The organism is Methylosinus sp., assembly GCF_036560965.1.
Taxonomy (GTDB): Bacteria; Pseudomonadota; Alphaproteobacteria; order Rhizobiales; family Beijerinckiaceae; genus Methylosinus.
This window is the reverse complement of record NZ_DATBQF010000012.1, coordinates 16899-39409: the sequence shown is the minus strand read 5'-3', so window position 1 is coordinate 39409 and position 22511 is coordinate 16899. Positions and strand designations below refer to the sequence as shown.

Sequence of the window (22511 nt, the reverse complement as noted above, 5' to 3'; positions counted from 1 at the left end):
GCGGAGCGGCCCGACCGCTCCGCGCAAGCCTCTTTCGTGGAAAGCTCATGATGCGCGGATTTTGGCTCCTGCTCCATCGCTGGATCGGCCTCGCCGCGGCGACCTTCCTCATCGTCGAAGGTCTCACCGGCGCATTGCTCGCCTTCCTGCCGGAACTGAATCACTGGCTGACGCCGCAGCTCTATCCGGGTCCTCATGCGGGCGTCGAGCTCGACATGGGAACGCTCGCATTGCGCGCCGAGGCGCTGGCGCCGAATGGTCGCGCGACGACCGTCTATCTCGGCCGCATCGGCACGGCGCGCGTCGGCATGGAGGCGCGTGGCGACTCGGCGCCGCTCGACTTCGACTATCTCTGCCTCGATCCCGTCACGGGCGCGGAGCTGGGGCGGCTGCGATGGAACGAGGCGCCGACCTCGTTCGAGCGCGTCATGCCCTTCGTCTACAGCCTCCACGAGACGTTGGCGATCGGGAGCTTCGGCGAATGGATATTGGGCTTCGTCGCGCTCGCCTGGACGATCGACTGCTTCATCGCCTTCTATCTGACGCTGCCCGCCACGAAGAGCGGCTCCGCAGTCCGATTTTTCGCCCGCTGGCGACAGGCATGGTCGGTGAAGCTGCGCTCGTCCTTCTTCCGCATCAATTTCGACATCCATCGCGCCGGCGGCCTGTGGCTGTGGGCGCTGCTCTTCGTCTACGCCTGGTCGAGCGTCTGCTTCAATATGAATAGCGTCTACACGAGCGTGACGCGACTTCTGCTCGACTATGATCGACCCGTGTGGGCGCAGCCGGTCGACGGGGCCGCTCGAGAAGCTCGCGCGCCGATCGGCTGGAGCGACGCGCAATCCATCGGCGCGCGCCTCATGGAGGAGCAGGCGCGCGCGCACGGCTTCTCGATCGATCGGCCGCTGGCGCTCTATGCGCTGCGCGGGAAAGGGCTCTATGAGTATCGCGTGCGTTCGAGCCTCGACATCGGTGATCGCTACGGCTCGACCGCGCTCTTTTTCGACGCCTATAGCGGCGAGCTGCGTCGGCTCGATCTGCCGGTCGGCCAACACGTCGGCAATACGCTCACGACCTGGCTCCTCGCGCTGCATATGGCGAATGTGTTCGGCTTGCCGTACCGTATTCTCGTCGTCGTCCTGGGGCTCGGGATCGTCGCTCTCTCGGTTACAGGCGTCTACATCTGGTGGAGAAAAAGAGCCGCACGACGCGTATAGCGGCGGTCGTGCGGCGCTTCCTGACCGAGCGGCGTGAGCAGGCCGGTCGGGGCGCCGACCCTGTGGCGTGCATGTGACAGGCGGGCATTCTTTTCATATGCCCGCCTCGCCGCTCTTGACAGCTATGCTTGCGTCCCTCTCAATCGTCGCCATGGACAGGATCCGGATCGGCGTCACGACATTCCCGCGCTGTGCGGCGGTCTGCCTGATCGCTTTTCTGTTTCTCCTCAAAGCGATCGCGCCGGCGAATGCGATCGGTTGGGTGGCCGCCCATTCGTTGGATATGGGCTGGAGCATCGCTCGTTCCGACCTCTCGAAGTCGTGCCGCGGCGCGGACCCGGAAGGGCCCGGCGCGCCGATCCACGGCCACGAGAATCGGGCGGACTGTATCTGCTGCGCTTCGAATGTGCGCGACGGTTCGATCGCCATCGGGGTCTCGCCGCGCGAGTCGAGCCGATCGCCGGTTGTTTCATCGGCTGCTTCGATCGAAGGTTTCAATCGCGAGGTCGTCGCTCTCCGGACCTCGGGCTGGTTGAGCGCCTGGTCGTCGCGAGCGCCGCCGGCCGCCTGAGCCGATCAGGCTGTCCGCCGCCGCTCGAACGGCGAGATATCTCGATCATCGCATTTTCACCGATGAAGATCGCGCGACCTCCGGGCGTCGGCTCGAGAAAGTCGATCAGCGCGGAAGGCCCGTCGACCCGACGGGATTTCGGGAAATCCGTCGAGCGTCGCGCGCCATTCGACTTCCCTTCGCGTCCGTCAGGTCCGTCGCAATGTCCGACAGCAAATTCGGCGTTCTCGCCCAGGCCTTCTTCCTCCGGCAGCCAGATCTGCTCAAATTTCTCAAACGCAGGGTGGGCGCTCAGGACGCGCCGGACCTGCTCCAGGAAACCTATGTCCGGGTGCGCCGTTACGCCGCCAGCGAGGCGATCTCGAACCCGGAGGCTTTTCTCTTCACGACGGCGAGCAATATCGCCAAGAATCATCGCTCTCGGCTCGAGACGGAGCAGAAATACCTCAACGCTGACGGCATCCCCGAGGACGTCCCGGAAGCCCGTCCACTCCCTGACGATCAGCTCGACGGGCGTCGCCGAATGCGGCGTCTCGAGGTGGCGATCCAGGGGCTGCCGCCGCGCTGCCGGGAGGTTTTTATCCTGCTGCGCATCGAGGAGCTGCCGGCCGAGGAGGTCGCGCGGCGGCTGGGCATTTCGCGCAACATGGTCCAGAAGCACTTGCAACTGGCGCTCCAGCGCTGCCATGACGTGCTGGAGTGACGTCGAGCGTCGGCGAGCCCGTTCTCCGAGGGAAGGCAGGAATGGATAGCGACCCCTTGCCGTCCGGCGACCGGGAGCGACGCGAGGCGGCGATCGAGTGGTTGTCGCGGATCAGGACCGGCGCGATGACGCGCGCGGATCGGGACGCGTTCGACGCATGGCTGGCGGCGGACGAAGCCAACCGCGCCGCCTTCGAAAGGGCCTTCGCTCTCTGGCGCGACTTGAAGGGCGTCTCGATCCCGGCTGTCGCGGCGCCGTCGCCACGAACGCGCCGACGGCTGGCGGCGGCCGCGCTGGCGGCGACGCTGCTCCTGGGCTTTTTCGCCGATGATCTCGCGATCCTCTGGGGTGCGGACTTTTCCACCCGCGTCGGCGAGATGAGGACGGTGACGCTGGAGGACGGCTCGCGCGTCGAGCTCAACGCCGATACGGCAGTCGCAAGGCGCTATTCCGGGGGCCGCCGACAGCTGACGCTGCTCAAGGGCGAAGCCTGGTTTCATGTCGCGAGCGATCCCGCCCGGCCTTTCGTCGTCGAAGCCGCGGGCGGGACGACGACGGCGCTGGGCACCAGCTTCGACATTGCTATAACCCACGGCGGCGCTCAGGTCTCGGTGACCGAGCACGAAGTCGTCGTCGCCGCTGCGGGTGGGACGGCGATCGTCGCGGAAGGACAGCAATTGTCCTACGGCCCGGCTCTGTCCGCTCTGGTCGCGCGGCCGGTCGATGTCGAGGACGAAGCGGCGTGGCGGCGCGGCTATCTCATCTTCCACGACAAGCCGCTCGGCGACGTCCTCGCCGCCATCGAGCGCCATTTCCATGGACGCGTGCTGGTCCTGACCCCGTCGATCCGCGCCCGCAAGGTCAGCGGCCTGTTCCAGGCGTCCGAGCCGCTGGAGTCCATTCGCGCGATCGAAGCGTCGCTGGGCTTACGAGCCGCCTATGTTGGAAACTACCTCATAATTTTGTGGGGTTAGAGCCTCCTCCGCCGCTGCGCGGCGCAGGCCGCGCCGAGGCCGACGCGCGACTGGCGGCAAAAAAACTCTCCGCCCAGACATCAACAATGGGCGACGCCGGCTGTCAGACTCATTAGGGGCGGCATTCACACGCCCCGAAATGATGCGATGGGGAGGCGACCGAAAATGACGACCAGGCATGAGCCGCTCGGAGCTGCTGCGGCCTTTGGATTATTGGTGCTGGGGCCGGGAATCGGCGCGCTGGCGCTGGATTCTTCGCCCGCCTGGGCGGCTCTCGAGACGAGGACCTATGAGATTTCGCCCGGGCCGGTCGCCAAGGCGCTGCGCCGCTTCGCCGAGAAGAGCGGCACGATTCTGATCTATGATTCCGCGCTGACGAGAGACCGGAGGACGGCGGGGCTCGAAGGGCCGGCCACGGTCGATGAAGGGCTCGGCAAGCTCTTGTCGGGCACGGGCCTCTCGTACAGCCTGGCGCCGGGCAAGAAGTCCATCGCGATCATGCTGGCGCAGAACGACACGGGCGTGCGCAACGACGCCGGCGCGGAGGCGCTGCCGACGATCGATGTGGGGGCGGAGCAGCAGCGGAAGCCGGGTCGCGGCGGATATGGCGGCGCGGGCGCGGGGCAGGACCCCTACAACACGAGCTATCAGCTGCCGAACGCCTCGACCGGAACCAAGACCGACACGCCGGTCATGAACACGCCGCTCAATGTGCAGACGATCACGCAGCAGGTGTTGAAGGACCAGCAGGTCATCAGCCTGGATCAGGCTGTACGCAACGTCAGCGGCGTCATGCCGAACAATGGCGCCTTCGGCTTCGGCACCTCCTTCGGCAATATCGTCCTGCGCGGATTCAACGCCACGACATTGTATCGAGACGGGGTTCGTCTGGGCGCCAGCGACGGCGGCGGCAATACTCTGTTCATCAATCAGCAATTCGCCAATATCGCGAACATCGAGATCCTGAAAGGGCCCGCGGCGACCCTCTATGGTCTCGTCGAGCCCGGCGGCATCGTCAACGTCACCACCAAGGAGCCGCTGAACGCGCCCTATTATTCGATCAATCAGCAGATCGGATCCTTCGATCTCTATCGCACCAGCCTCGACGCCACTGGTCCCCTGACCACGGACGACTCCCTCTTGTATCGGTTCAACATGTCCTACGAGAGCAATGGCGCGCCGCTCGGCTCGCCCATCGATCTCGTCAGCTCCGAGAGCCTCTTTTTCGCGCCCGTGCTGAAGTGGAACATCAGTCCGACAACCTGGGTGAAATTCGAAGCAGAATACAATGAGAATCGACCCGACTTCTATGTGTCCTATGCCCCGACTCTGAATGGGGAGTTCCTGTCGCAGCCGCGCAGCCGCAATTATTCGGAGAAGACCCCTCAGGCCATGAAGACCGCCTATTTTGCAGTAACCTGGTCGCACCAGTTCGATCCGGACTGGTCCTTCAAGCAGCAGATCGCGTTTCGCCGGGAGCACACGAACGCCCAACAAGTGTTCGTGCTTCGTCCATCGCTGGCCGGGTCGACCATATCCGTGCCGCGCTATGGCGTAATCGGGTATAAGTGGTCGTACTCATATTATTCCGTGAACAATGATATTGTCGGTCATTTCGACATATTCAACACGAAGCACACGCTTCTCATGGGTGGAGACGTGTATCTGAAACGGCATAGTATTTTTGAAAATAACTGTCCAGACGGTCCTCTTTCGGTAGTGGATTTTTACAATCCGAGTCATCCCGGCGCGCCGCTCGCATATCCGACTGTCCCCTGTGCCGCCGGGAGGGCCACTCAAGACACGGCTGGAGTATATCTTCAGGATCAAATCGATTTGCCGCATAACTTCCACGTCACGGCTGGCGCGAGGTGGCAGTCCATCAATGAAGCGAACGCTTTCGACTACACGTCTCTTTCGAACTTGCAGTCGACGGCCGCTCCGGTGACGGCCGAGGCCGTGACGCCGCGTTTCGGATTGCTCTGGAGGCCGGAAAGCTGGGTGAGCTTCTACGGCAATTATTCTGAAAACTTCGGCGCCAACAGCGCCAAGGTCTATCCCGGCGCTCTCGCTCCGCCGACGAGCGCGAGCGCATGGGAAGCCGGATCTAAGCTCGAGCTTTTCGACGGACGGCTCCGCGCCACCGGGACCTATTTCGATCTGACCAAGACGAATATTGCGACTTCCGATCTGGTCCATCAGGGGTTCAGCATTGTGACCGGCGAGGCGCGCTCCAAAGGCGTCGAGCTCGACATTCAGGGCGAAATCCTGCCGGGGTGGAATGTGATCGCTACTTATACAAATCAAGATATTCGCGTCACGAAGAGCAATAATGGCGATGTCGGCCAGCGCGTCCCGCACATGCCGAGAAATGTGGCGAGCCTCTGGACGACCTACGACTTTCAGCAGGATGCGTTGAGAGGTCTGAAGATCGGCGGCGGCGTCTACTACTACGACTCGCGCCCGGTGGAGGACCTCTCGTCGCAGAAGCTCTCGCCTTTCATCCGGCCGCTCCCCGCCTACGCCACCGTCGATTTGATGACGGCCTACAGCTTCGAGCTCCTGGACAAGAAAGTGACGGCGCAGCTCAACGTCTCCAACCTGCTCGACACCACTTATTACACGGAGGCGATGCTGGGCTTTTTTTCATCGGCCTTCGATCCGGGCTTGTCGGCCGGCTTCCGCCGCTACGGCGCCCCGCGCACCTTCCGCGGCTCGCTGCGGGTGGAGTTCTGAGCCGCGTTCCGCCGCCGTTCGCCGTCATCGCGAGGAGCGCCGCGACGAAGCAATCCAGACGCCGCCACGCGACGGAAGGCTTGCTTCGCTTCGCTCGCAACGATGCGGCGCGTCTTTCATGATGATGGCGGCGGCCTCACGCGCAGCGCAGGAGAGCATCGAGTGATCCGGCATATTTGTGTACGGCTGCATCGCTGGGCTGGATTGACGATGACGATCTTCCTCGTCGTCGTCGGCCTCTCCGGCGCCGCGCTGGCTTTTCGCGAGGACATCGACGTCTGGCTCAACGCCGATCTCATGGCGATCGAGCCGCGCGACGCGCCGACGCTCGATCCGCTCGATCTGCGAGAGCGGGCCGAAGCCGCCCGCCCCGATTTGCGATTCGACAGCGCCGAGCTGCGCATCGACCCCGACCGCACATTCGCGATCCCCGGCCATTCACGGCAAGCGTCGACGCAGGACGCCGAGCCGACGCAGTTTTTCCTCGATCCGTACACCGGCGCCGTCGTCGGCGAGCGCACGCCCGACATTGCGCCGTTCTCGCGACGAGGGATCGTTTCCTTCCTCTATCGGCTGCATTGGTCGCTCGCGCTTCCGGAAGCGACGGGCGCGCTCGGTCCCTATGTCCTCGGCGTCGTCGCGCTCGTCTGGACGATCGATTGTTTCATCGGCGTCTATCTCACCCTTCCGCTTCCGCGCCGCGCGCCTTCCGCGAAATCCTGGTGGGCGCGATGGTCGCCGGCCTGGCGCATCAAGCGCGGCGCCGACGCCTATCGGATCAATTTCGATATCCATCGCGCTTTCGGCCTGTGGGCATGGGCGATGCTCTTGGTCTACGCCTGGTCCGGCGTGATGTTCAATCTGCAAGAGGTCTACAGGCCCGTGACCGCCGGGCTGCTCGGCCTGTCGCCACAGCAGGAGGAGGCGGAAGCAGCGCGCATCGATGCTCCCGCTCTCGGCTGGCGCGACGCGCGCGAGAAGGGCCGCGCGCATCTCGAAGCAGCGGCGCGTGCGAACGGATTCTCGATCGACGCGCTACAATGGCTGGTCTTCGATCGAAAGCGCGGCGTCTATCAAATGTTCGCGCGCAGCTCGCTGGACACGGAGCGACGAACGCGGACATTCGTCGATCTCGACGCGGAGACGGGCGCTCTGCGCCGCGTGTCCTGGCCGGGGCGGCCCGGCGAGCGCGCCGGAGACGTCGTGAGCCGCTGGCTCGACATGCTGCATACCGCCGTGGTGTTCGGCCTGCCCTACAAAATTCTGGCTTGCGCGATGGGCTTCGTTATAACGGCGCTCTCCCTCACCGGCGTGTGCATCTGGTGGAAGAAGCGTTCGGCGCGCGATGCAAGCGAACGTCGCGGCCGTCACGCCGAGACCCGAGTTCTCTCGCGATGAATTCGTAGAGCCCGGAGAACCGGATATGAATCGAGCGGAAAGCCTCGAAGAAAGCCTGCTTCTGCAGCTGCAGCGCGCTCTACCGCTCGTCGCCCACGGCCGCCCGTCGCTGCTCGCCTTTCTGCGCGCGCGCAGAGCTGTCGCGCGCGGCTCGCCCCGGTTGACGAGCGTCGGCGTTCTCCGACCGTTCGACGGCGGCGATCTCATCTGTCGATTCGTCGTAGAAGGTCGTCGAGGCGATCGATCCTTCCTCGCGCCCCTCGCCGAGCTCGCGCTCGACCGCTCGCATCCGCTGGCGCGAGAGGCGGATCGGCGCCGACGCCAAACGCGGTGAGAAAATAGGAATTCGCTCGATATGGAGACAAAGCCGACACCGAACGCCGGGCTAAAGTCGCGGCCGGCGCGTTCTCGCAGCACGCCGGGGCTACGGAAGCTGCTGCTCGCCTTCGGCCTCTGCGTCGCGCTCGGGCTCGGCCTGTGGCTCTGGATCGCGCCTCGAGATGCATCCGATGCGACGATCTATGAGACGCGATCCTTGACTCTCGGAACGGTCGAGCGAACGATCTCCGCAACCGGACCTGTGAAGGCGCTCGTCACCGTCGACGTCGGGTCGCAGCTCTCCGGACCCATCGCGGAAATGAAAGCAGACTTCAACGATCGCGTGAAGGAGGGCGACCTGCTCGCGGTGATCGACCGCGGCCCTTTCGAGGCCGCTCATGCATCCGCCGTCGCCGATCTCGCCATCGCGCGCGCCGAGATCGGCCTGCGGCGAGCGGCGATCGCGAAGACGCGGCATCAGCTCGCGCAATTCGAGCGCGACGCAGGCCGCTACAAGCGTCTCACGCCGTCGGGCTCGGCGTCGCGGATGCAGCTCGAGCATGCCGAGACCGACATCGCCACGACAAAAGACGATCTCGCCCTCGCCGAGGCGCAGCTCGAATCAGCCGAGGGCCTGGTGGCGCGACGGGAGGCCGTGGTCAGGCAGGCGCGGATCGACCTCGACCGCACGATGATCCGCTCGCCGATCGACGGCGTCGTCGTCGACCGCAAGATGCAGCCCGGTCAGACGGTCGCCGCGACCTATCAGACGCCGATCCTGTTCCAGATTGCGCAGGACTTGTCGCAGATTCAGATCTGGGCGCAGGTCGACGAGGCGGACATCGGCATCGTGCGCGCAGGGGCGTCGGCGAGCTTCACGGTGGAGGCGTTTCCGGAGAAGACGTTTACTGGAACGGTCGATCAGGTCCGCCTCGCTTCGACGAAGACCTCTGGGGTCATCACCTACACGGTCATCGTCAGAGCGGAAAATCCGCAGCTCGAGCTCTATCCGGAAATGACCGCCACCATCCGTATCGTCGGCGCGAAGCGCGAGAACGTGCTCCACGCGCCGAACGACGCCCTGCGGTTCCGTCCGCCCGGAGTCGAGGCGAGCAAGGGCGCGCAGGATCAATCGCGAATCTGGACGCTTGGGCCGGACGGCGCGCTCCAACCGCGAACGATCCGGGCGGGACTGAAGGGGGACGCCGTGACCGAGATCGCCGAAGGCGATGTGCACGCAGGAGAGATGGTCGTGGTCCGCGCGAGGCGCCGGCCGGACGCTGGGAAGCATTGAATGCCGAGCGAATCAGCCTCGCGTCCCGTCATCTCCTGCAGGGGCTTGACCAAGACCTACGACCTCGGCGCCGAAAAGGTTCGCGCCCTGCGGGACGTCACCTTCGATATTGCTCGAGGGGAGCTGGTCGCCGTGATGGGCGCGTCGGGATCTGGGAAATCGACGCTCGCCAATCTGCTCGGCGCCCTCGATACGCCGACATCGGGACGGCTCGAGATCGATGGCCGGGAGATCTCCGGAATGTCGAGCGACGCGCTCGCGCGTTTGCGCAGCGAGGAAATCGGCTTCGTGTTCCAACAGTTCAATCTGTTGCCGCGGATGACCGCGCTCGAGAACGTCATGCTTCCTCTCCTCTATTCTTCCCGCGGCCGCGCGGGCGGCGCCGAGATCGCGCGCGAGCGGCTCGAGCAAGTGGGGCTCGGCCATCGCCTCGACCACAAGCCTACGCAGTTGTCCGGCGGCCAGCAGCAGCGTGTCGCGATCGCGCGTGCGCTGATCAACGACCCGCCTATCGTGATCGCCGATGAACCGACAGGCGCGCTCGACACGCGTACGTCCTACGAGGTCATGGATCTGCTCGGGGGACTGCACGCACGCGGGCTCACGGTGGTGCTGATCACTCATGAGCCGGACATCGCTGCTTACGCAGAGCGGGTGCTGCGCTTTCGTGACGGCGCGCTCGTCGAGGATCTGCGTCAGAGGCCGCGCTGCGCGGTGGATAGCGGGGTAGCGCAATGATCTCATCGGCGCTTTTCGAAGAAGCGATCGCCACGCTGCGCCTCAACGCGCTGCGCAGCGCCCTCACGGCGATCGGCGTGATCGCCGGAGTCGCGAGCATCGTCGTGCTCGGCGCCGCGAACGGCGGAGCAAACAAGAAAATCCACGAGCAGCTCGAGGCGATGGGGGCGAATAGCCTGGTCACAAACGCGATCAAGGCGGAGGACGTAGGCGAGCGTGGCCCCGTGACGTTCTTGACGGACGAAGACGCTGCGGCCATCGGCGATCACGTGTCTGGTATCAAATACATCTCGAAAGAAATCTGGACACATGTCACCCTCGTCGCCGGGAGCAAGAGCTGGACGACGGGGTCCTATGGCGTCGAGTCTTCCTTCGCCGATGTCTTCGATCTCGAATTCTCGGAAGGCCGCTTCTTTGACGAAGACGAGGTTCGATCCAGCGCAAAGGTTGTCGTGCTCGGCGTGACGGTCGCGGAAAAGCTCTTCGGCGACGAATCGCCGATCGATCGAACCCTCCGAATGGGCGGCGTGCCGGTTCGGGTCATCGGGGTGCGCAAGAAGTTCGGATTTGTTGGTGGCCAGGACCACGACAATGTCGTCTACGTTCCCATCACCATGTCACGTTCACGCCTGCCCAAACCACAGCGCGCGAGTCCCCGCGAAATCGACTATGTGAATCTCAAGGTCCTCTCCGGCAGGGATCGCACCGCGGTCAAAGACGAAATTCTCGCCGCGCTGCGCGAGCGCAAGCATATAAAGGACGGAGAGCAGGATAGATTTCGTGTCTTCGACGCGAGCCAATATGTCGAGCTGATGAATGCGACGCATTCGACTCTGAGCTGGCTGCTCGCGGCCACGGCGGCGATCTCGCTCGTCGTCGGCGGCGTGGGGATCATGAATATCATGCTCGTGTCGGTCAGCGAGCGGACGCGCGAGATCGGCTTGCGCCGCGCGATCGGCGCGCGCGAGCGCGATATTCTCGCGCAGTTTCTAGCGGAGGCGATCATGCTCTGCGCAGCCGCAGGATGCATCGGACTCGCGTTGGGCGTCGCCGGGGGCTACGTCGTCTCGAGAGCCTCCGACTGGCCTTTGGTCATCTCGGCGCAAAGTGTGGCGCTGGCTCTGGTGGCGTCGGTGGGAGTGGGAATCGTCTTCGGCTATCTGCCGGCGCGCCGCGCCGCGACGATGGATCCCATCGACGCCTTGCGACGTGAATGAGACGAGCAGCGGAGATTGCCCGCAGCAGGCTTTGGTCGATCGGGCATGCTGGAACGCACATTAAAAACCTTCGCCCGGACCGGCACGCTTTCCCAGTACGCATTTGCTGTAGATGAGGAGGGTAGTCTCGCTTGGCGAGGCCGTAGAGCAGTTCGCCTTCCGTCACGGCGGATATGGCGATCTCCTCCGTCAGGAGCGAAGCCAGCCGATCGCCCCGGATGACGTGGCCGACGATGTTGGTGTCGAGCAGATATAAGGTATTCATCCGCCGAAGCGCCGCCGGACCAATACGTTTGACTTTCACGTAACTCTCATCGAGTCGCCAGCTTGATCCGACCGCGCACTGATCGGCATGAAGCTGTGTTTCCGATACAGCCGTATATTCGACGCCCCCGCAGCGTTTGGAATCTTCGGCGTCATGACCGAGCGTTACACTCTACAAGAATTGGAAACTGAGCGCGTAGGACGCCGTCGCGCCTCGCGCTTCCGCCACCATATGTAGACGCCGGTGACGGAGAGCGTCGCGATTGCCAAACCCATGGCGCAGACGAAAATCTTCATCGGCAGACCGAATACCGCGGCCGTATGCATCGAGGCGAGCCAACGGTCGATCACATCACCGGCTTGTTCCGAAGTGCTTCCAGCGCACGCCGCCCCGCGCAGAACACCCGTGTCGGCGTCGAAGGTGACCGAGGCTCCAGCGCGCTTCCCCATGTCCAGCGAACGATGCGCGGAGATTATGTAAACGCCGTGCTCGCGGTCGAAGGCGATAGACTCCAAGCGCTCGATCGCGAAGCCATTCTGGCGCGCCTGCTCGTCGAGGAGCGCGCGACCCAAGTCGCGCGCCTCGAGCCAGTGGAGCCGTGGTTGGTCGAGCGGATTCGCGCGCATGGCCAGGTTCCCGTTCGCCCGTGAAAGGCCAAACAGCGCGCGCATCGTCGGCGCGTAGACTTCATCGAGGTTGAAGCCGACGCTCGACCAAGCGAACACGAACAGCATCACCCAGGTCCAAAGTCCGAAAGCGCGATGAATGTCGAAATTTATGCGATATTTGCCGGCGTTGAATTTGATTAGCCAGGCCGGCCTCCAGCGGCTCCACCAGGATTTGGCCGAGGCGACGCGCTTTTCACGCCGCCGCTGCGGCAAGGTGAGACAGGCGGACACGAAACAGTCTATCGTCCAGACGAGCGCTGTGACGCCGAGCAGATAGGCGCCGAGGCCGCCCGCGCTCGCCGGTAGCGCCAGCGTGTAATGCAAACGATAGAGAAAAAAGATGACGTCCTGTCGCGCCAGCGAAACCTCGCCCCAATCGCGGGCGCCGAGTCTCTCTCCTGTATAAGGATCGAGCGAAACGAAGGTCGTGAGAGCGCCTCCTTCGGGCGCTCGTCGGTGGATCCTGATTTCGAATGAGCGGCCCGCCTCGATGCTAAGGGGAACGGCGTCGATCCGGGCGTCTGGATAGAGCGCTGCGGCGCGTTCGCGCAAGACGAGCGGATCGAGCATAGGCGCGTCACGCGGCGTGACGGTCGCCAGCTCCGGGTTGAGCCAGACGTCCAGTTCCTCGCGAAACGCGAGCACGCTGCCGGTCAGCCCGACAATGACGAGAAATCCCGCCATCGCCAAGCCCGCCCAGCGATGCGCTCGCACCCAGAAGGCGCGGGACATCGTCAGAACTCCACGCGGATGGAGCCCTTGAATGTTCGAGGCGTTCCGACGTTTACCTGAAGCGGTCCACGAAAGCCCGTCGGATAGTACCGAGTATCAGCGAGATTATCGACATTGAGCTGAGCCGTCAGCTTTTTGCCATCGACGTCCCAGCTGTAGGCCGCGAGCACATTGACGATCGCGTAACCGGGTACATGGAAACTATTTATGCTATCGGCATAGGCCTTACTACGGGCGTTCGCGCCGCCGCCGAATTTGAGGCCTTTCCAATCGCCACTCTGAAACTCGTACGTTGTCCAGAGATTGCCCATGTGACGAGACACATCCGGCAGCGAAAGTCCCTTGAAGCCGCTGACGCTGACGATATTTCCGAAGGGGTCGCTGACGACGCCATTGTCCTTCGTCACCAAGGAATCGATATAGGAATAGCCGCCGATGACTTTCCATCCCGGTAATATCTCTCCCGCGACGTCCAACTCGATTCCCTTGCTTCGCGCTTCTCCGGTGGCAACCCGATATCCAGCCGCCGCACGCATAGGATCCGGATCTGATGTCGCGACATTCTGTTTGGTAAGATCGTATAGTGCGAGCGTTGCAGTGAAGCGTTTGTCGAAGAAGTTTGTTTTAACGCCGAATTCCCACTGTCGGGCGCTCTCCGAAGGCAAAATCTGCTGTTGACCGACAGGCCCGGAAGTTCCGCCGCCGGCGCCGTAGTTCTCCATATAACTGCCATAGACGCTCAGTTCCGCAATCGGCTTCCATAGCAAGCCGACGCGCGGCGTTACGCGTTGCGAATTATTGCCGAGTGTCTCGCCGTTGCCGTCGAACGCGTTCGTATGATTGAGGCCCCTGTCGTAGCGCGCTCCTGCGAGAAGGAAGATGTCATACGGGAGTCGTATATGATCTTGTACGTAGAATCCAAACCAGTTTTCGCGGAACACGAAGAGTTTACCGGGATTCCAATTGTTGTAGAAGGCAACATTCGTAGGGGTGAAGGTGTAGACCGGAAAATTATAATCGAGGTTCGGCTGCTGAATTTTAGAACCGCCGAAAAAAGTGCCGAGCGACCGGTTCGACAAAAAGTCCGCCCCGACCAGCAGCGAATGACCGATGCCGAACGTGTCGACCTTTCCCGTGAGGTCGAGATTGGCGCTGACCATGTCGAGCGGGCCATTATTCCCAATCGCGATCCGATTCAATTGACTCGGATTGACGGCGTCGAACGCGTAAGGAACGACCAGAAATGTCGTTCCATGATTGAGCACGCCCTCGAGCCGATTAGTCAGAGTCCAGTTTTCGGAAAAATTATGCGACCAATCATACCCATACTTCAGCGTATCGACACGGCTCCCCGAGTTTGGATCGTTGAAAGTTCGTCCGCGCGGCAGGAAAGAAACCGGCCCCTCGCCAAAAATTCGCGAAAGTGGATCGTATTTCGTGTAGGCGATCGTCCCGGCGTCGAAAGGGATGACCTGGTGATTGTATTGCAAATTTATCGTCAATCGCGTCGCCGCGTCAATGTTCCATTGAACGACGGGCGAGATGAAATAGTATCTGGAGACATCGTTTTGGCGGAACGAATGAGCGTTGTCGGCCTCTGCCGTCACTCGATAAAGCAAGGTCTCGTCCCTGGTCAGAGGACCGGTCGTATCGACCGTCGTGCGATAAGAGTCCCACGAACCGAACTGCTGCTGAACGATATAGTGCGGCGTTGACTGAGGCTTCTTGGTGACGATGTTCACGATGCCGCCGGGATCCGCGCGTCCATACAGGATCGAAGCCGGACCTTTCAAAATTTCGACTCGATCAATATTGACCAGAGAGGAAGTTCCTGGAAGGCCGCCTTGCAACCGCAGGCCGTCGATATACACAAACGAGGTCGAGAACCCTCGAATTTGAAACTGATCATTACCGCCGACATAGGTCGAATCATATGAGCGAACGCCGCTCACATTGTCGACCGCCCGCGCCAGAGTCGTCGCCTGTTGATCCAGCAGCACCTGCTGCGGCACGATTTGCACCGAAACCGGCGTCTCTATGATGGACGCATTGGTCTTGAGCGCGGTTGTCGCGCTTTCGGGATGGTAGCTCGTCTTCTCCGAGTCGGCGCGCGTCGATTGCGTCGTCGGGCGAGCCGGCCCCGTCGCCGCGCCGATCTCGATCGCAGGCAGCGGTTCCTGCGCCAGCGCCGAGTGGGAGAAGGACAAGGCGGTGAGCGCGCCGGCGGAAGCGCCGCGCAGCAGGATGGAACGAAGCATGAGATATTCTCCTTGCGCGGCGATCGACGCCCGCAATAACCGTAACGAGGGGATTTGGCCCTAGGGCCCTCATTCAGCCAGTCAGGAGAAATATGGCGGCGCCTGTGACGACCAGGAGCTGGCCCAGCCCGTCAGCGGGCGGACCCGTGTCTCATGCTGCCAAGCCCTCGGGGCGACGAGCAGCGGCGGAGGCGTGAACGCCTCGTTCCTGTGAATCGCGCCAGCGAGCGTCGCGCCGTCGAAATCGCGCGCCGCGCAGATGACGCAGCACTGGGAATGATCCCCATTGCGTGCTGGCGGCGCATCCCCCCTATGCCCGTCGGCCATGCAAGGCGCGCCGCGAAAGGAGACAGCGAGACCAGCCTCGTCGCTCCGCGCAAGAGACGTGACCGAATAAGGTACCGCAGCAAGACTGAGGAATACGAAGGAGAGCGCCAGAATGCCGAAGAGGACAGAGCGCGCTAAAAGCGCCGGTCGTCGGCGCCTTCCCGCTTGCTGGCCGTCTCGTTCGATCATCATGACTGCCCGTGTCCAAAAAGACCGACTCGGCCAAGGCTTTCGCACGTTTCGCATCCGGCTTTCGCCGGGGCGGCGCCTCGGGTCGTAAGCTCGAGCATTAAGAGGCGAGTGTCTCGCGAACCTCGCAGACTGAAAAATACATAAAAAAGCTGGAAACTGTGGCAATGGCGCCACAGTTCAAAAGCCAAAGTGTATGAGGCTCTCTACATTGCGCAGCGTAATGAGCGCTTGCCACGCGCGTCTTCTTCGTTGTGAGATAAGCGCCGCCGATTTTTGGCGCTTGGCGCTCGAAATCGGAGTAGATCAAATCCGGGAGCGGCGCCCATGCGTATTCTTTTGGTCGAAGATCATGCGGCCTTGGCGTGTGAAGTGATGTCCAGGATCGAGCGAGCCGGCTATGGCGTCGATCGAGTCGGCACGAAAGAGGATGCCGTCATCGCGCTCGAGGATCACGCCTATTCACTCGCCTTGCTGGATAGGCGACTACCCGACGGAGACGGCATCTCTCTGATTGCGTCGCTACGAAAGAAACAGCCGGCCATCCGCATTCTGATGCTGACCGCGCTCGACGCGATAGACGATAAGATCGACGGCCTGGAAGCCGGAGCAGACGATTATCTGACCAAGCCGTTCAACCTCGACGAGATGATCGCCAGGATTCGCGCGCATCTTCGAAGCCGCCGAGGCCAGCCGACGCCGCCGATCGAGCTCGGAGCGCTGTCCCTCGATTTGGACGAGCGCACAGTATCGATCTCCGGTCGGCCGGCTGTGTTCTCGCGCAGCGAGCTGATCCTTTTGGAGACATTGCTGCGGCGCGCCAATTGTGTCGTTTCGCGAGAAGCGCTGAATGGTCAGCTCTATGGGAACAGTCTCGAGACGCAGGACCATGCGCTGACCTCGCAAGTGTCGCGGCTGCGCGTTCGTCTGACCCAGTCGAAAGCCGGCGTGGAGATCCATTCGGCGCGCTCCCTCGGCTATATTATCCGGGAAGTGAGCGAGGAGGAGGCGTGACAAAAGCGCCGTCGCTCGCGTGGCGCGTCACATTTCTGCTGGCGGCGGCGCAGCTTCCTGCATTCGTGCTCGCTTGGATCGTGACATTCGTCCTCGGGCTCGCCAATGTCGGCGGATTCGATGCGTCATTCGACGAGATGGCGTCGGTTCGCGTGACCGCTCTCGTGAATACGTCATTGGTTCGCGGAGACGATGGTCTCGGTAAGATCGTGCCGACGCGTGAATTGCAGGCCGAAATGCAGCGCGTGCCGGGTCTGCTCTTCGCAGTGTTCGATCCGGTGCGGATGCAGCCTCTGGCAGGCTCGTCCACGAAGCTCGTCTCGAAATTGGCGAGCCTGGCCGAGGTGAGGGCCAATCATCTGCATTTCACCATGGGCGATGACCCTTGGCCCGGCAGCTCCGGTCATTTGATGTTTTTCGAGACGCCGATAGGGTTGATGCAGGTTGCGCTCTATGGGCAAAAATTTCGTCCGGAGGATATGCTCTTTTCCATTTGGAATGATCTCGCCTGGGTCAGCACCTATCTGATCGTCGGCATGCTGACGACAGTCGTGCTCGCCTGGTTCGTCGTTCGGCGAGGCCTGACGCCTTTACGCGCGGTCGCCGGCGAAGTCGCGCGCATCGACATGAACTCGCTACGTCAGCGTTTGCCGACGAGCGGCGTCCCCATTGAAATCGCGCCTTTGGTCGAGGGCATGAACGAGGCGCTGATGCGTCTGGACGCGGGGGTGGAGAGACAGCGGCGTTTCACTGCAAATGCGGCGCATGAGCTGCGCACGCCGCTCGCGATCATGCGTGCGCGGCTGGAGAATGCGAAGGCGTCCACGCTCAAGAGCGAATTGCTGGGCGAGGCGAGCCAGCTTCGATCGATCGTCGAGCAGATGCTCGTCGCCGCGCGGCTGACCGAGGGCCAAACCACGCTCGATCAACGCATCGATCTCGAGCAATCGGTCCGACAAATCGTCTCCAACTTTCTGCCGCTCGCCATGGATTGCAAACGATTCATCGATTTCGACAGCAGCGCGGCGTCGGCGATCATCCGTGGAAATCAGCGCGCGATCGAGTGCGTCGTGACAAATCTCATCGACAATGCGCTTCGCGCGGAGCCGAAGAACGGAACGATTCTGGTCCGCATCGACGATCAGGGAGTCATCGCGGTCGTCGATCATGGAGAAGGCGTTGCGCCTGCCATTCGCGAGATGGTTTTCGAATCCTTCTGGCGAAAAAGCGAAACGACGTCCGGCACGGGGCTGGGCCTCGCGATCGCCAAAGAAATTATGGACGCTCATGGCGGCCGCATCTGGGTCGAAGACACTCCCGGCGGCGGCGCGACGTTCAAGATCGCGCTGACATTATCGCAGGAATGACAGCCCGCCGCCCGGAGCGACAAGTCGGCGATGGGTCACAGTTCCCCCTTCGCCCTCGGGAACGGCCAAGGGCTTCGACGTCTTCGTCGAGAACCCCTGCAAGCCGTATGACGCGGCGAAGAATGGCTACGTTCGGCAATGCCTTCTCTATCCTGTAATTGGCGGATTGCGTCGGGCGAAGCCCTCCTGGATCCGATAGGGAAAATGGGGGTACGGCGGCATGACGGCGCTCGCCGCGTCGAGCCGCGCGATCTGGTCGGGGGCCAGCGTCCAGCCGACGGCCCCCAAATTCTGCCGGAGCTGCGCTTCGTTGCGCGCGCCGATAATGATCGACGAAACCGTTGGACGCTGGATCAGCCAATTGAGCGCGATCTGCGGCACGGCCTTTCCGGTCTCGTTGGCCAGCTCGTCGAGCACGTCGATGACGCGATAGAGGCGTTCCTCGTCGACCGGTGGGCCGAACTGTGCCGTTTCATGCAATCGGCTTTCAGCCGGCAGCGGCGCGCCACGCCGGATCTTGCCGGTCAGCCGTCCCCAACCGAGCGGGCTCCAGACGAGGGCTCCGACGCCCTGGTCGGCTCCCAGCGGCATCAGGTCCCATTCGTAGTCGCGGCCGACGAGCGAATAATAGACCTGATTGGCGACATAGCGCGGCCAACCGTGGGCATCGGCGACGGCCAGCGACTTCATGATCTGCCAACCCGCGAAATTCGACACGCCGACATAGCGAACCTTGCCGGAGCGAACGAGCGCGTCGAGCGTCGCCAGCACCTCCTCCACCGGCGTCGCGGCGTCGAAGGCATGGAGCTGCAAGAGATCGAGATAGTCCGTGCCCAGCCGCTTCAAGGCGCGCTCGACCGAGCGGACCAGGCGAAGCCGCGACGTGCCGGCGTCATTCGGCCCGTCGCCCATCGGCAGGCCGATCTTGGACGAGATCAGCACGGCGTCGCGTCGGCCCTTGATCGCGGCGCCGAGCACTTCCTCGGAAGCGCCATTGGAATAGACGTCGGCCGTGTCGAACAGGTTGACGCCCGCCTCGAGGCAAATGTCGACGAGGCGGCGCGCCTCGATGGCATCGCTCGTGCCCCAATTGCTGAAGAGCGGGCCGCTGCCGCCGAACGTGCCGGCGCCGAAGCCGAGGACCGGGACCTCGAGCCCCGAGCGGCCGAGAAAACGAGTTTCCATATGGCATGTCCTTTCTTGGATTTGGAAAAGCGGCTTTCAGCAGGTGAGGCGCTTGGCCGCGCGCTCCTCGCTGACCGCGACCCCCGCGACGAGGATCGCCGCGAGCGGAAATAGCGCCGCCCACAACGGCACGGCGGCGAGACCGGCGCCGTGATCGATGACGAAGCCGCCGGCCCAGGCGCCGATGGCGTTGCCGAGGTTGAAGGCGGCGATATTGAACGAGGAGGCGAGGCTCTGGCCGGCGCCTTCCGTCTTCGACAGCACCCACATCTGGAGCGGCGCGACGGTCGCGAAGGCGGTCGCGCCGAGCAGACCGACGAGGACGACGGCGGCGATGGGCGACCGCAGGCCGGGCGCCATCATGACCAGCACGACGGCGAGCGCGGCGAGCGTCGCGAAGACGGTCGGAACCAGCCAACGATCCGCCAATTTGCCGCCGAGGAGGTTGCCGGCGACCAGCCCGCCGCCGAAGACCAGGAGGATCGGCGACACAGCGGCTTCCGGGAAGCCGCTGATCCGCGTCAGCATCGGCGCGATATAGGTGAAGACGGCAAAGACGCCCGCATAGCCGAGAACCGTCGTCGCAAGGCCGAGAAGGACGGGCAATCGCAGAATGGCGACGAGATCCGCCCGCCAGTCGTTCCCCTCGACGGGGCGGCCGTCCTCGGGTACGAGGGCAGCGATGATGGCGAGCGCGATCAGTCCGACCACGGCCACCGCCCAGAAGGTCGCGCGCCAGCCCAGATGCTGACCGACGAGCGTGCCGAGCGGCACGCCGAGGATCGTGGCGACAGTCAGGCCGGTGAACATCACCGCGATGGCGGAGGCCTTGCGATCCGCAGCCACGAGACCGGTCGCGACCACCGAGCCGACGCCGAAGAAGGCGCCGTGCGCGAAGGCGGTCAGCACGCGCGCCGCCATGAGGAAGCCATAGCTCGGCGCGATCGCACAGGCGGTGTTGCCGGCGACGAAGATCGCCATCAGCAGGATGAGCACGGTCTTGCGCGGCCAGCGCGCCGTGACGACCGTCAGGACCGGCGCGCCGATGACGACGCCGAGCGCATAGCCGGAGATGAGCAGGCCCGCCGCGGCGATCGACACGCCGAAATCGGCGCTGACCTCCAGCAGAAGCCCCATGATGACGAATTCGGTGACGCCGATGCCGAAGGCTCCGGCCGTCAGTGCATAAAGCGCCAAGGGCATGATTTTGTCCCGCGATGGTGTGTCGGGACAACAGATAGATGTTCGGCTCTAGATGATATAGCATGCTGATAGGAACATCATTTGTGAATTGAAAGACAATGGCGCGACCTGAGATCAATCGCTCCAGCGAGATGGAAGTCTTCACCCGCGTGGTCGAGCACGGTGGCTTTTCCGCCGCCGCCCGCATCTGCCGCATGACCCCCTCGGCCGTGAGCAAGCTCGTCGCCCGATTGGAGACGCGGCTCGGCACGCGCCTCGTCAACCGTTCCACGCGCGCCTTCCAGCTCACGCCGGAGGGCTGCGCCTTCTATGAAAGGGCGACCCGCATTCTGGCGGATATCGAGGACGCCGAGCGCAATGCCGGCGCCGGCGAGCAGCCGGTCGGCCGCATCCGTCTCAACACCAGCGCGTCCTACGCCACCCATATCCTCGCGCCGATCCTGCCGCAGTTCCTGGAGCGCTGCCCCGGCGTCACGCTCGATCTCGTGCAAACCGATCAGATCGTCGATCTCCTGGCGGAGCGCACGGATGTGGCGGTGCGCGCGGGTCCGTTGAAGAGTTCGAGCCTCGTCGCACGCAAGCTCGGCGACACCGCGATGGTGATCGTCGCCGCGCCATCCTATCTCGCACGCTTCGGTGAGCCGAAGACGATCGAGGATCTCGACGGCCATAGTCGCCTCGGCTTCGGCTACGTCCGCACCGTCGACGGTTGGCCGTTGAAGAAGGGCGATGAAACGGTCGTGGTTCCGACCGTCGGGCGTGTGCAGGCGAGCGACGGCGAAGCCTTGCGGCGTCTGGCCCTCGGCGGCAGCGGACTTGCCCGTCTCGCCGCCTTCACGGTGCGCGACGACATCGCCGCCGGCCGTCTCGTGCCCGTGCTCGGTCACCTCGACCCTGGCGACCGCGAAGCCTTCCATGCCATCCATATCGGCCAGGGCGGACCATTGCCCTCACGCGTCCGGGCGCTGCTCGATTTCCTCGCGGAGTGGGGGACGGTCGAATAGCGCGCGACAGGCAGAAAGAGAGGCCTAGGCTTATAGCGTGGACGTCGAACTCATCCGGGTCCCGCGTTGCCTGGTGGACGAGTTTCGAACTGCGGTCGTCTGAATTGTCTGCTTTCGGCGTCAGCAGACGTCGTCTATTCGGGAAAGACACGCCGCGATGGGTCATAGTTCCCCGTTCGTCATCCTGAACGGGGAACTGGCGCCAAGAACGGTCATTCGACCTCGACCAGGCGAATGGCGCCTTTCTGTGGAATTCGCAGACATTCGCAGCGCTCGATCGGCCGGGCATAGATTTTCGAATCCAATTGCTGTGATCAGCTATGTCCGAGAGTTGGATGGAAAATCGACGGGAGCCTGATAGATGTCACATCGTCGCCTTGCCGCAGGCGGAACGCGACGGCGCCGCGACCAAATCGAAGCCTCCCCGCGTTGTCGACGAAAGCGCGACGTCCACTGTCGCGCGCCGTGTCGTTTTCATCGGAGGAAATGAGGACAGACTCGTCCTGATCGACCCGCGGCCTCGAGATTTTTTGCCGAATCCTCGGCCGGGCCGCTCACGCTCGCCGTCGCCCCGACGTGAGGTTCAATTTTCGGGAGCGCGAAGTCGGGCGTCGCTGCCAGCCAGCATCTGCGATCGATTTGGCCACGGTTAGAGAGTGATCCGTCCGTCGAGCGCCGTCATCCTCATCGTCATCGTCGACAGCGCCGGTCATTTTCGAGAAAAAGGCTGTCGGGGGCAATTGTTTCGGATCGCCGACCACGACGACTTGCTTCGCGCGCGCGATGGCGCCGAGCGCGTCGACAGGTTGGATCTGGCTCGCCTCGTCCATCACCAATAGGTCGAAATCGAACACGGGTGAACACGCCGCGCTCATCCGCTACATCGTCTTCGGGCTGGGCGAGGTCCGATATTTCGTCGCTTTTCGCCTCCGGCTCGCCATCGCTCGTGCGCGCCGCCTTTCCGGCGACGAAGGTGAAGACCTTGCCTTCTCGTATCAGAAGGCGAAAGACTTCGGCGCTCTTCTCATCCAGGATTTCGAGCGATCGTCCCGCCTTGGCGGAATGCGGCATGTTGAGCAGCCGATTTCGCGCCGAGAGGTCAAGCAGTTCCATGCGCGCGCGATCGAGCTTTT

17 protein-coding genes and 2 pseudogenes are annotated in these 22511 nt (G+C 63.1%); 13 read left to right on the top strand and 6 right to left on the bottom strand.

Going from position 1 to position 22511, the window contains the following annotated elements; genetic code table 11:
• Positions 1-47 precede the first annotated feature (47 nt).
• The 10 genes from VIF40_RS03390 to VIF40_RS03345 all read left to right on the top strand — a co-directional run bounded on the left by VIF40_RS03390 (position 48) and on the right by VIF40_RS03345 (position 11166).
• A complete protein-coding gene (locus VIF40_RS03390; RefSeq protein WP_331936115.1) occupies positions 48-1217 on the top strand; it encodes a PepSY-associated TM helix domain-containing protein in 1170 nt (389 codons plus the stop codon).
• 97 nt (positions 1218-1314) lie between these two features.
• Complete coding sequence (locus VIF40_RS03385; RefSeq protein ID WP_331936114.1) at positions 1315-1788, top strand: hypothetical protein; 474 nt, start codon at positions 1315-1317, stop codon at positions 1786-1788.
• A gap of 202 nt (positions 1789-1990) precedes the next feature.
• The gene (locus VIF40_RS03380) at positions 1991-2491 is read left to right on the top strand and encodes an RNA polymerase sigma factor (RefSeq protein WP_331936113.1); all 501 of its coding nucleotides are present in this window, start codon (positions 1991-1993) and stop codon (positions 2489-2491) included.
• Between the two features lie 41 nt (positions 2492-2532).
• On the top strand, positions 2533-3465 hold the full coding sequence (locus VIF40_RS03375; protein ID WP_331936112.1) for a FecR family protein: 933 nt from the start codon (positions 2533-2535) through the stop codon (positions 3463-3465).
• Positions 3466-3630: 165 nt separating this feature from the next.
• Complete coding sequence (locus VIF40_RS03370) at positions 3631-6201, top strand: TonB-dependent receptor (RefSeq protein ID WP_331936111.1); 2571 nt, start codon at positions 3631-3633, stop codon at positions 6199-6201.
• Between the two features lie 162 nt (positions 6202-6363).
• The gene (locus VIF40_RS03365; protein ID WP_331936110.1) at positions 6364-7599 is read left to right on the top strand and encodes a PepSY-associated TM helix domain-containing protein; all 1236 of its coding nucleotides are present in this window, start codon (positions 6364-6366) and stop codon (positions 7597-7599) included.
• 25 nt (positions 7600-7624) lie between these two features.
• On the top strand, positions 7625-7933 hold the full coding sequence (locus VIF40_RS03360; protein ID WP_331936109.1) for a hypothetical protein: 309 nt from the start codon (positions 7625-7627) through the stop codon (positions 7931-7933).
• 21 nt (positions 7934-7954) lie between these two features.
• Positions 7955-9211, top strand: coding sequence for an efflux RND transporter periplasmic adaptor subunit (locus VIF40_RS03355; RefSeq protein ID WP_331936108.1), 1257 nt, complete (start codon positions 7955-7957; stop codon positions 9209-9211).
• A gap of 45 nt (positions 9212-9256) precedes the next feature.
• Positions 9257-9949, top strand: a complete 693-nt coding sequence (locus VIF40_RS03350) for an ABC transporter ATP-binding protein (RefSeq protein ID WP_331936107.1) — start codon at positions 9257-9259, stop codon at positions 9947-9949.
• The gene (locus VIF40_RS03345) at positions 9946-11166 is read left to right on the top strand and encodes an ABC transporter permease (RefSeq protein ID WP_331936106.1); all 1221 of its coding nucleotides are present in this window, start codon (positions 9946-9948) and stop codon (positions 11164-11166) included. The genes VIF40_RS03350 and VIF40_RS03345 overlap by 4 nt, the downstream gene beginning before the upstream one ends.
• Before the next feature lie 429 nt (positions 11167-11595).
• On the opposite strand, the gene VIF40_RS03340 is transcribed toward VIF40_RS03345, so the two are convergent.
• Entirely contained in the window at positions 11596-12831 is a 1236-nt protein-coding gene (locus VIF40_RS03340; protein WP_331936105.1) for a PepSY-associated TM helix domain-containing protein, read from the bottom strand.
• A 2-nt stretch (positions 12832-12833) separates the two neighbouring features.
• Positions 12834-15089, bottom strand: coding sequence for a TonB-dependent siderophore receptor (locus VIF40_RS03335; protein ID WP_331936104.1), 2256 nt, complete (start codon positions 15087-15089; stop codon positions 12834-12836).
• An 843-nt stretch (positions 15090-15932) separates the two neighbouring features.
• Here VIF40_RS03335 and VIF40_RS03330 point away from each other — a divergent pair.
• Positions 15933-16619: a response regulator transcription factor gene (locus tag VIF40_RS03330; RefSeq protein WP_331936103.1), complete on the top strand. Its 687-nt coding sequence runs from the start codon at positions 15933-15935 to the stop codon at positions 16617-16619.
• On the top strand, positions 16616-17986 hold the full coding sequence (locus VIF40_RS03325; protein WP_331936102.1) for a HAMP domain-containing sensor histidine kinase: 1371 nt from the start codon (positions 16616-16618) through the stop codon (positions 17984-17986). Before VIF40_RS03330 ends, VIF40_RS03325 begins: the two co-directional genes overlap by 4 nt.
• Positions 17987-18133: 147 nt before the next feature.
• Here the strand turns inward: VIF40_RS03325 and VIF40_RS03320 are convergent, their stop codons facing one another.
• Together VIF40_RS03320 and VIF40_RS03315 are read right to left on the bottom strand one after the other, a co-directional pair.
• Positions 18134-19171: an aldo/keto reductase gene (locus tag VIF40_RS03320; protein ID WP_331936101.1), complete on the bottom strand. Its 1038-nt coding sequence runs from the start codon at positions 19169-19171 to the stop codon at positions 18134-18136.
• Positions 19172-19207: 36 nt separating this feature from the next.
• Complete coding sequence (locus VIF40_RS03315; protein WP_331936100.1) at positions 19208-20374, bottom strand: MFS transporter; 1167 nt, start codon at positions 20372-20374, stop codon at positions 19208-19210.
• A gap of 98 nt (positions 20375-20472) precedes the next feature.
• Between VIF40_RS03315 and VIF40_RS03310 the strand changes: the two genes are divergently transcribed.
• Positions 20473-21378: a LysR family transcriptional regulator gene (locus VIF40_RS03310; RefSeq protein ID WP_331936099.1), complete on the top strand. Its 906-nt coding sequence runs from the start codon at positions 20473-20475 to the stop codon at positions 21376-21378.
• Between the two features lie 659 nt (positions 21379-22037).
• Here the strand turns inward: VIF40_RS03310 and VIF40_RS21405 are convergent.
• Together VIF40_RS21405 and VIF40_RS03300 are read right to left on the bottom strand one after the other, a co-directional pair.
• Positions 22038-22223: pseudogene (locus tag VIF40_RS21405) on the bottom strand (AAA domain-containing protein); the annotation flags it as partial.
• Positions 22224-22359: 136 nt separating this feature from the next.
• A pseudogene (locus VIF40_RS03300) lies at positions 22360-22449 on the bottom strand (hypothetical protein); the annotation flags it as partial.
• Between the last annotated feature and the right edge of the window lie 62 nt (positions 22450-22511).

What these genes read in the sequence shown, in the direction of transcription:
- VIF40_RS03355 (WP_331936108.1), top strand. Translation starts at nt 7,955, where the DNA reads ATGGAGACAAAGCCGACACCGAACGCCGGGCTAAAGTCGCGGCCGGCG.
- VIF40_RS03390 (WP_331936115.1), top strand. Translation starts at nt 48, where the DNA reads ATGATGCGCGGATTTTGGCTCCTGCTCCATCGCTGGATCGGCCTCGCC.
- VIF40_RS03330 (WP_331936103.1), top strand. Translation starts at nt 15,933, where the DNA reads ATGCGTATTCTTTTGGTCGAAGATCATGCGGCCTTGGCGTGTGAAGTG.
- VIF40_RS03380 (WP_331936113.1), top strand. Translation starts at nt 1,991, where the DNA reads ATGTCCGACAGCAAATTCGGCGTTCTCGCCCAGGCCTTCTTCCTCCGG.
- VIF40_RS03315 (WP_331936100.1), bottom strand. Translation starts at nt 20,374, where the DNA reads ATGCCCTTGGCGCTTTATGCACTGACGGCCGGAGCCTTCGGCATCGGC.
- VIF40_RS03375 (WP_331936112.1), top strand. Translation starts at nt 2,533, where the DNA reads ATGGATAGCGACCCCTTGCCGTCCGGCGACCGGGAGCGACGCGAGGCG.
- VIF40_RS03370 (WP_331936111.1), top strand. Translation starts at nt 3,631, where the DNA reads ATGACGACCAGGCATGAGCCGCTCGGAGCTGCTGCGGCCTTTGGATTA.
- VIF40_RS03320 (WP_331936101.1), bottom strand. Translation starts at nt 19,171, where the DNA reads ATGGAAACTCGTTTTCTCGGCCGCTCGGGGCTCGAGGTCCCGGTCCTC.
- VIF40_RS03345 (WP_331936106.1), top strand. Translation starts at nt 9,946, where the DNA reads ATGATCTCATCGGCGCTTTTCGAAGAAGCGATCGCCACGCTGCGCCTC.
- VIF40_RS03340 (WP_331936105.1), bottom strand. Translation starts at nt 12,831, where the DNA reads ATGTCCCGCGCCTTCTGGGTGCGAGCGCATCGCTGGGCGGGCTTGGCG.
- VIF40_RS03310 (WP_331936099.1), top strand. Translation starts at nt 20,473, where the DNA reads ATGGCGCGACCTGAGATCAATCGCTCCAGCGAGATGGAAGTCTTCACC.
- VIF40_RS03385 (WP_331936114.1), top strand. Translation starts at nt 1,315, where the DNA reads ATGCCCGCCTCGCCGCTCTTGACAGCTATGCTTGCGTCCCTCTCAATC.
- VIF40_RS03360 (WP_331936109.1), top strand. Translation starts at nt 7,625, where the DNA reads ATGAATCGAGCGGAAAGCCTCGAAGAAAGCCTGCTTCTGCAGCTGCAG.
- VIF40_RS03335 (WP_331936104.1), bottom strand. Translation starts at nt 15,089, where the DNA reads ATGCTTCGTTCCATCCTGCTGCGCGGCGCTTCCGCCGGCGCGCTCACC.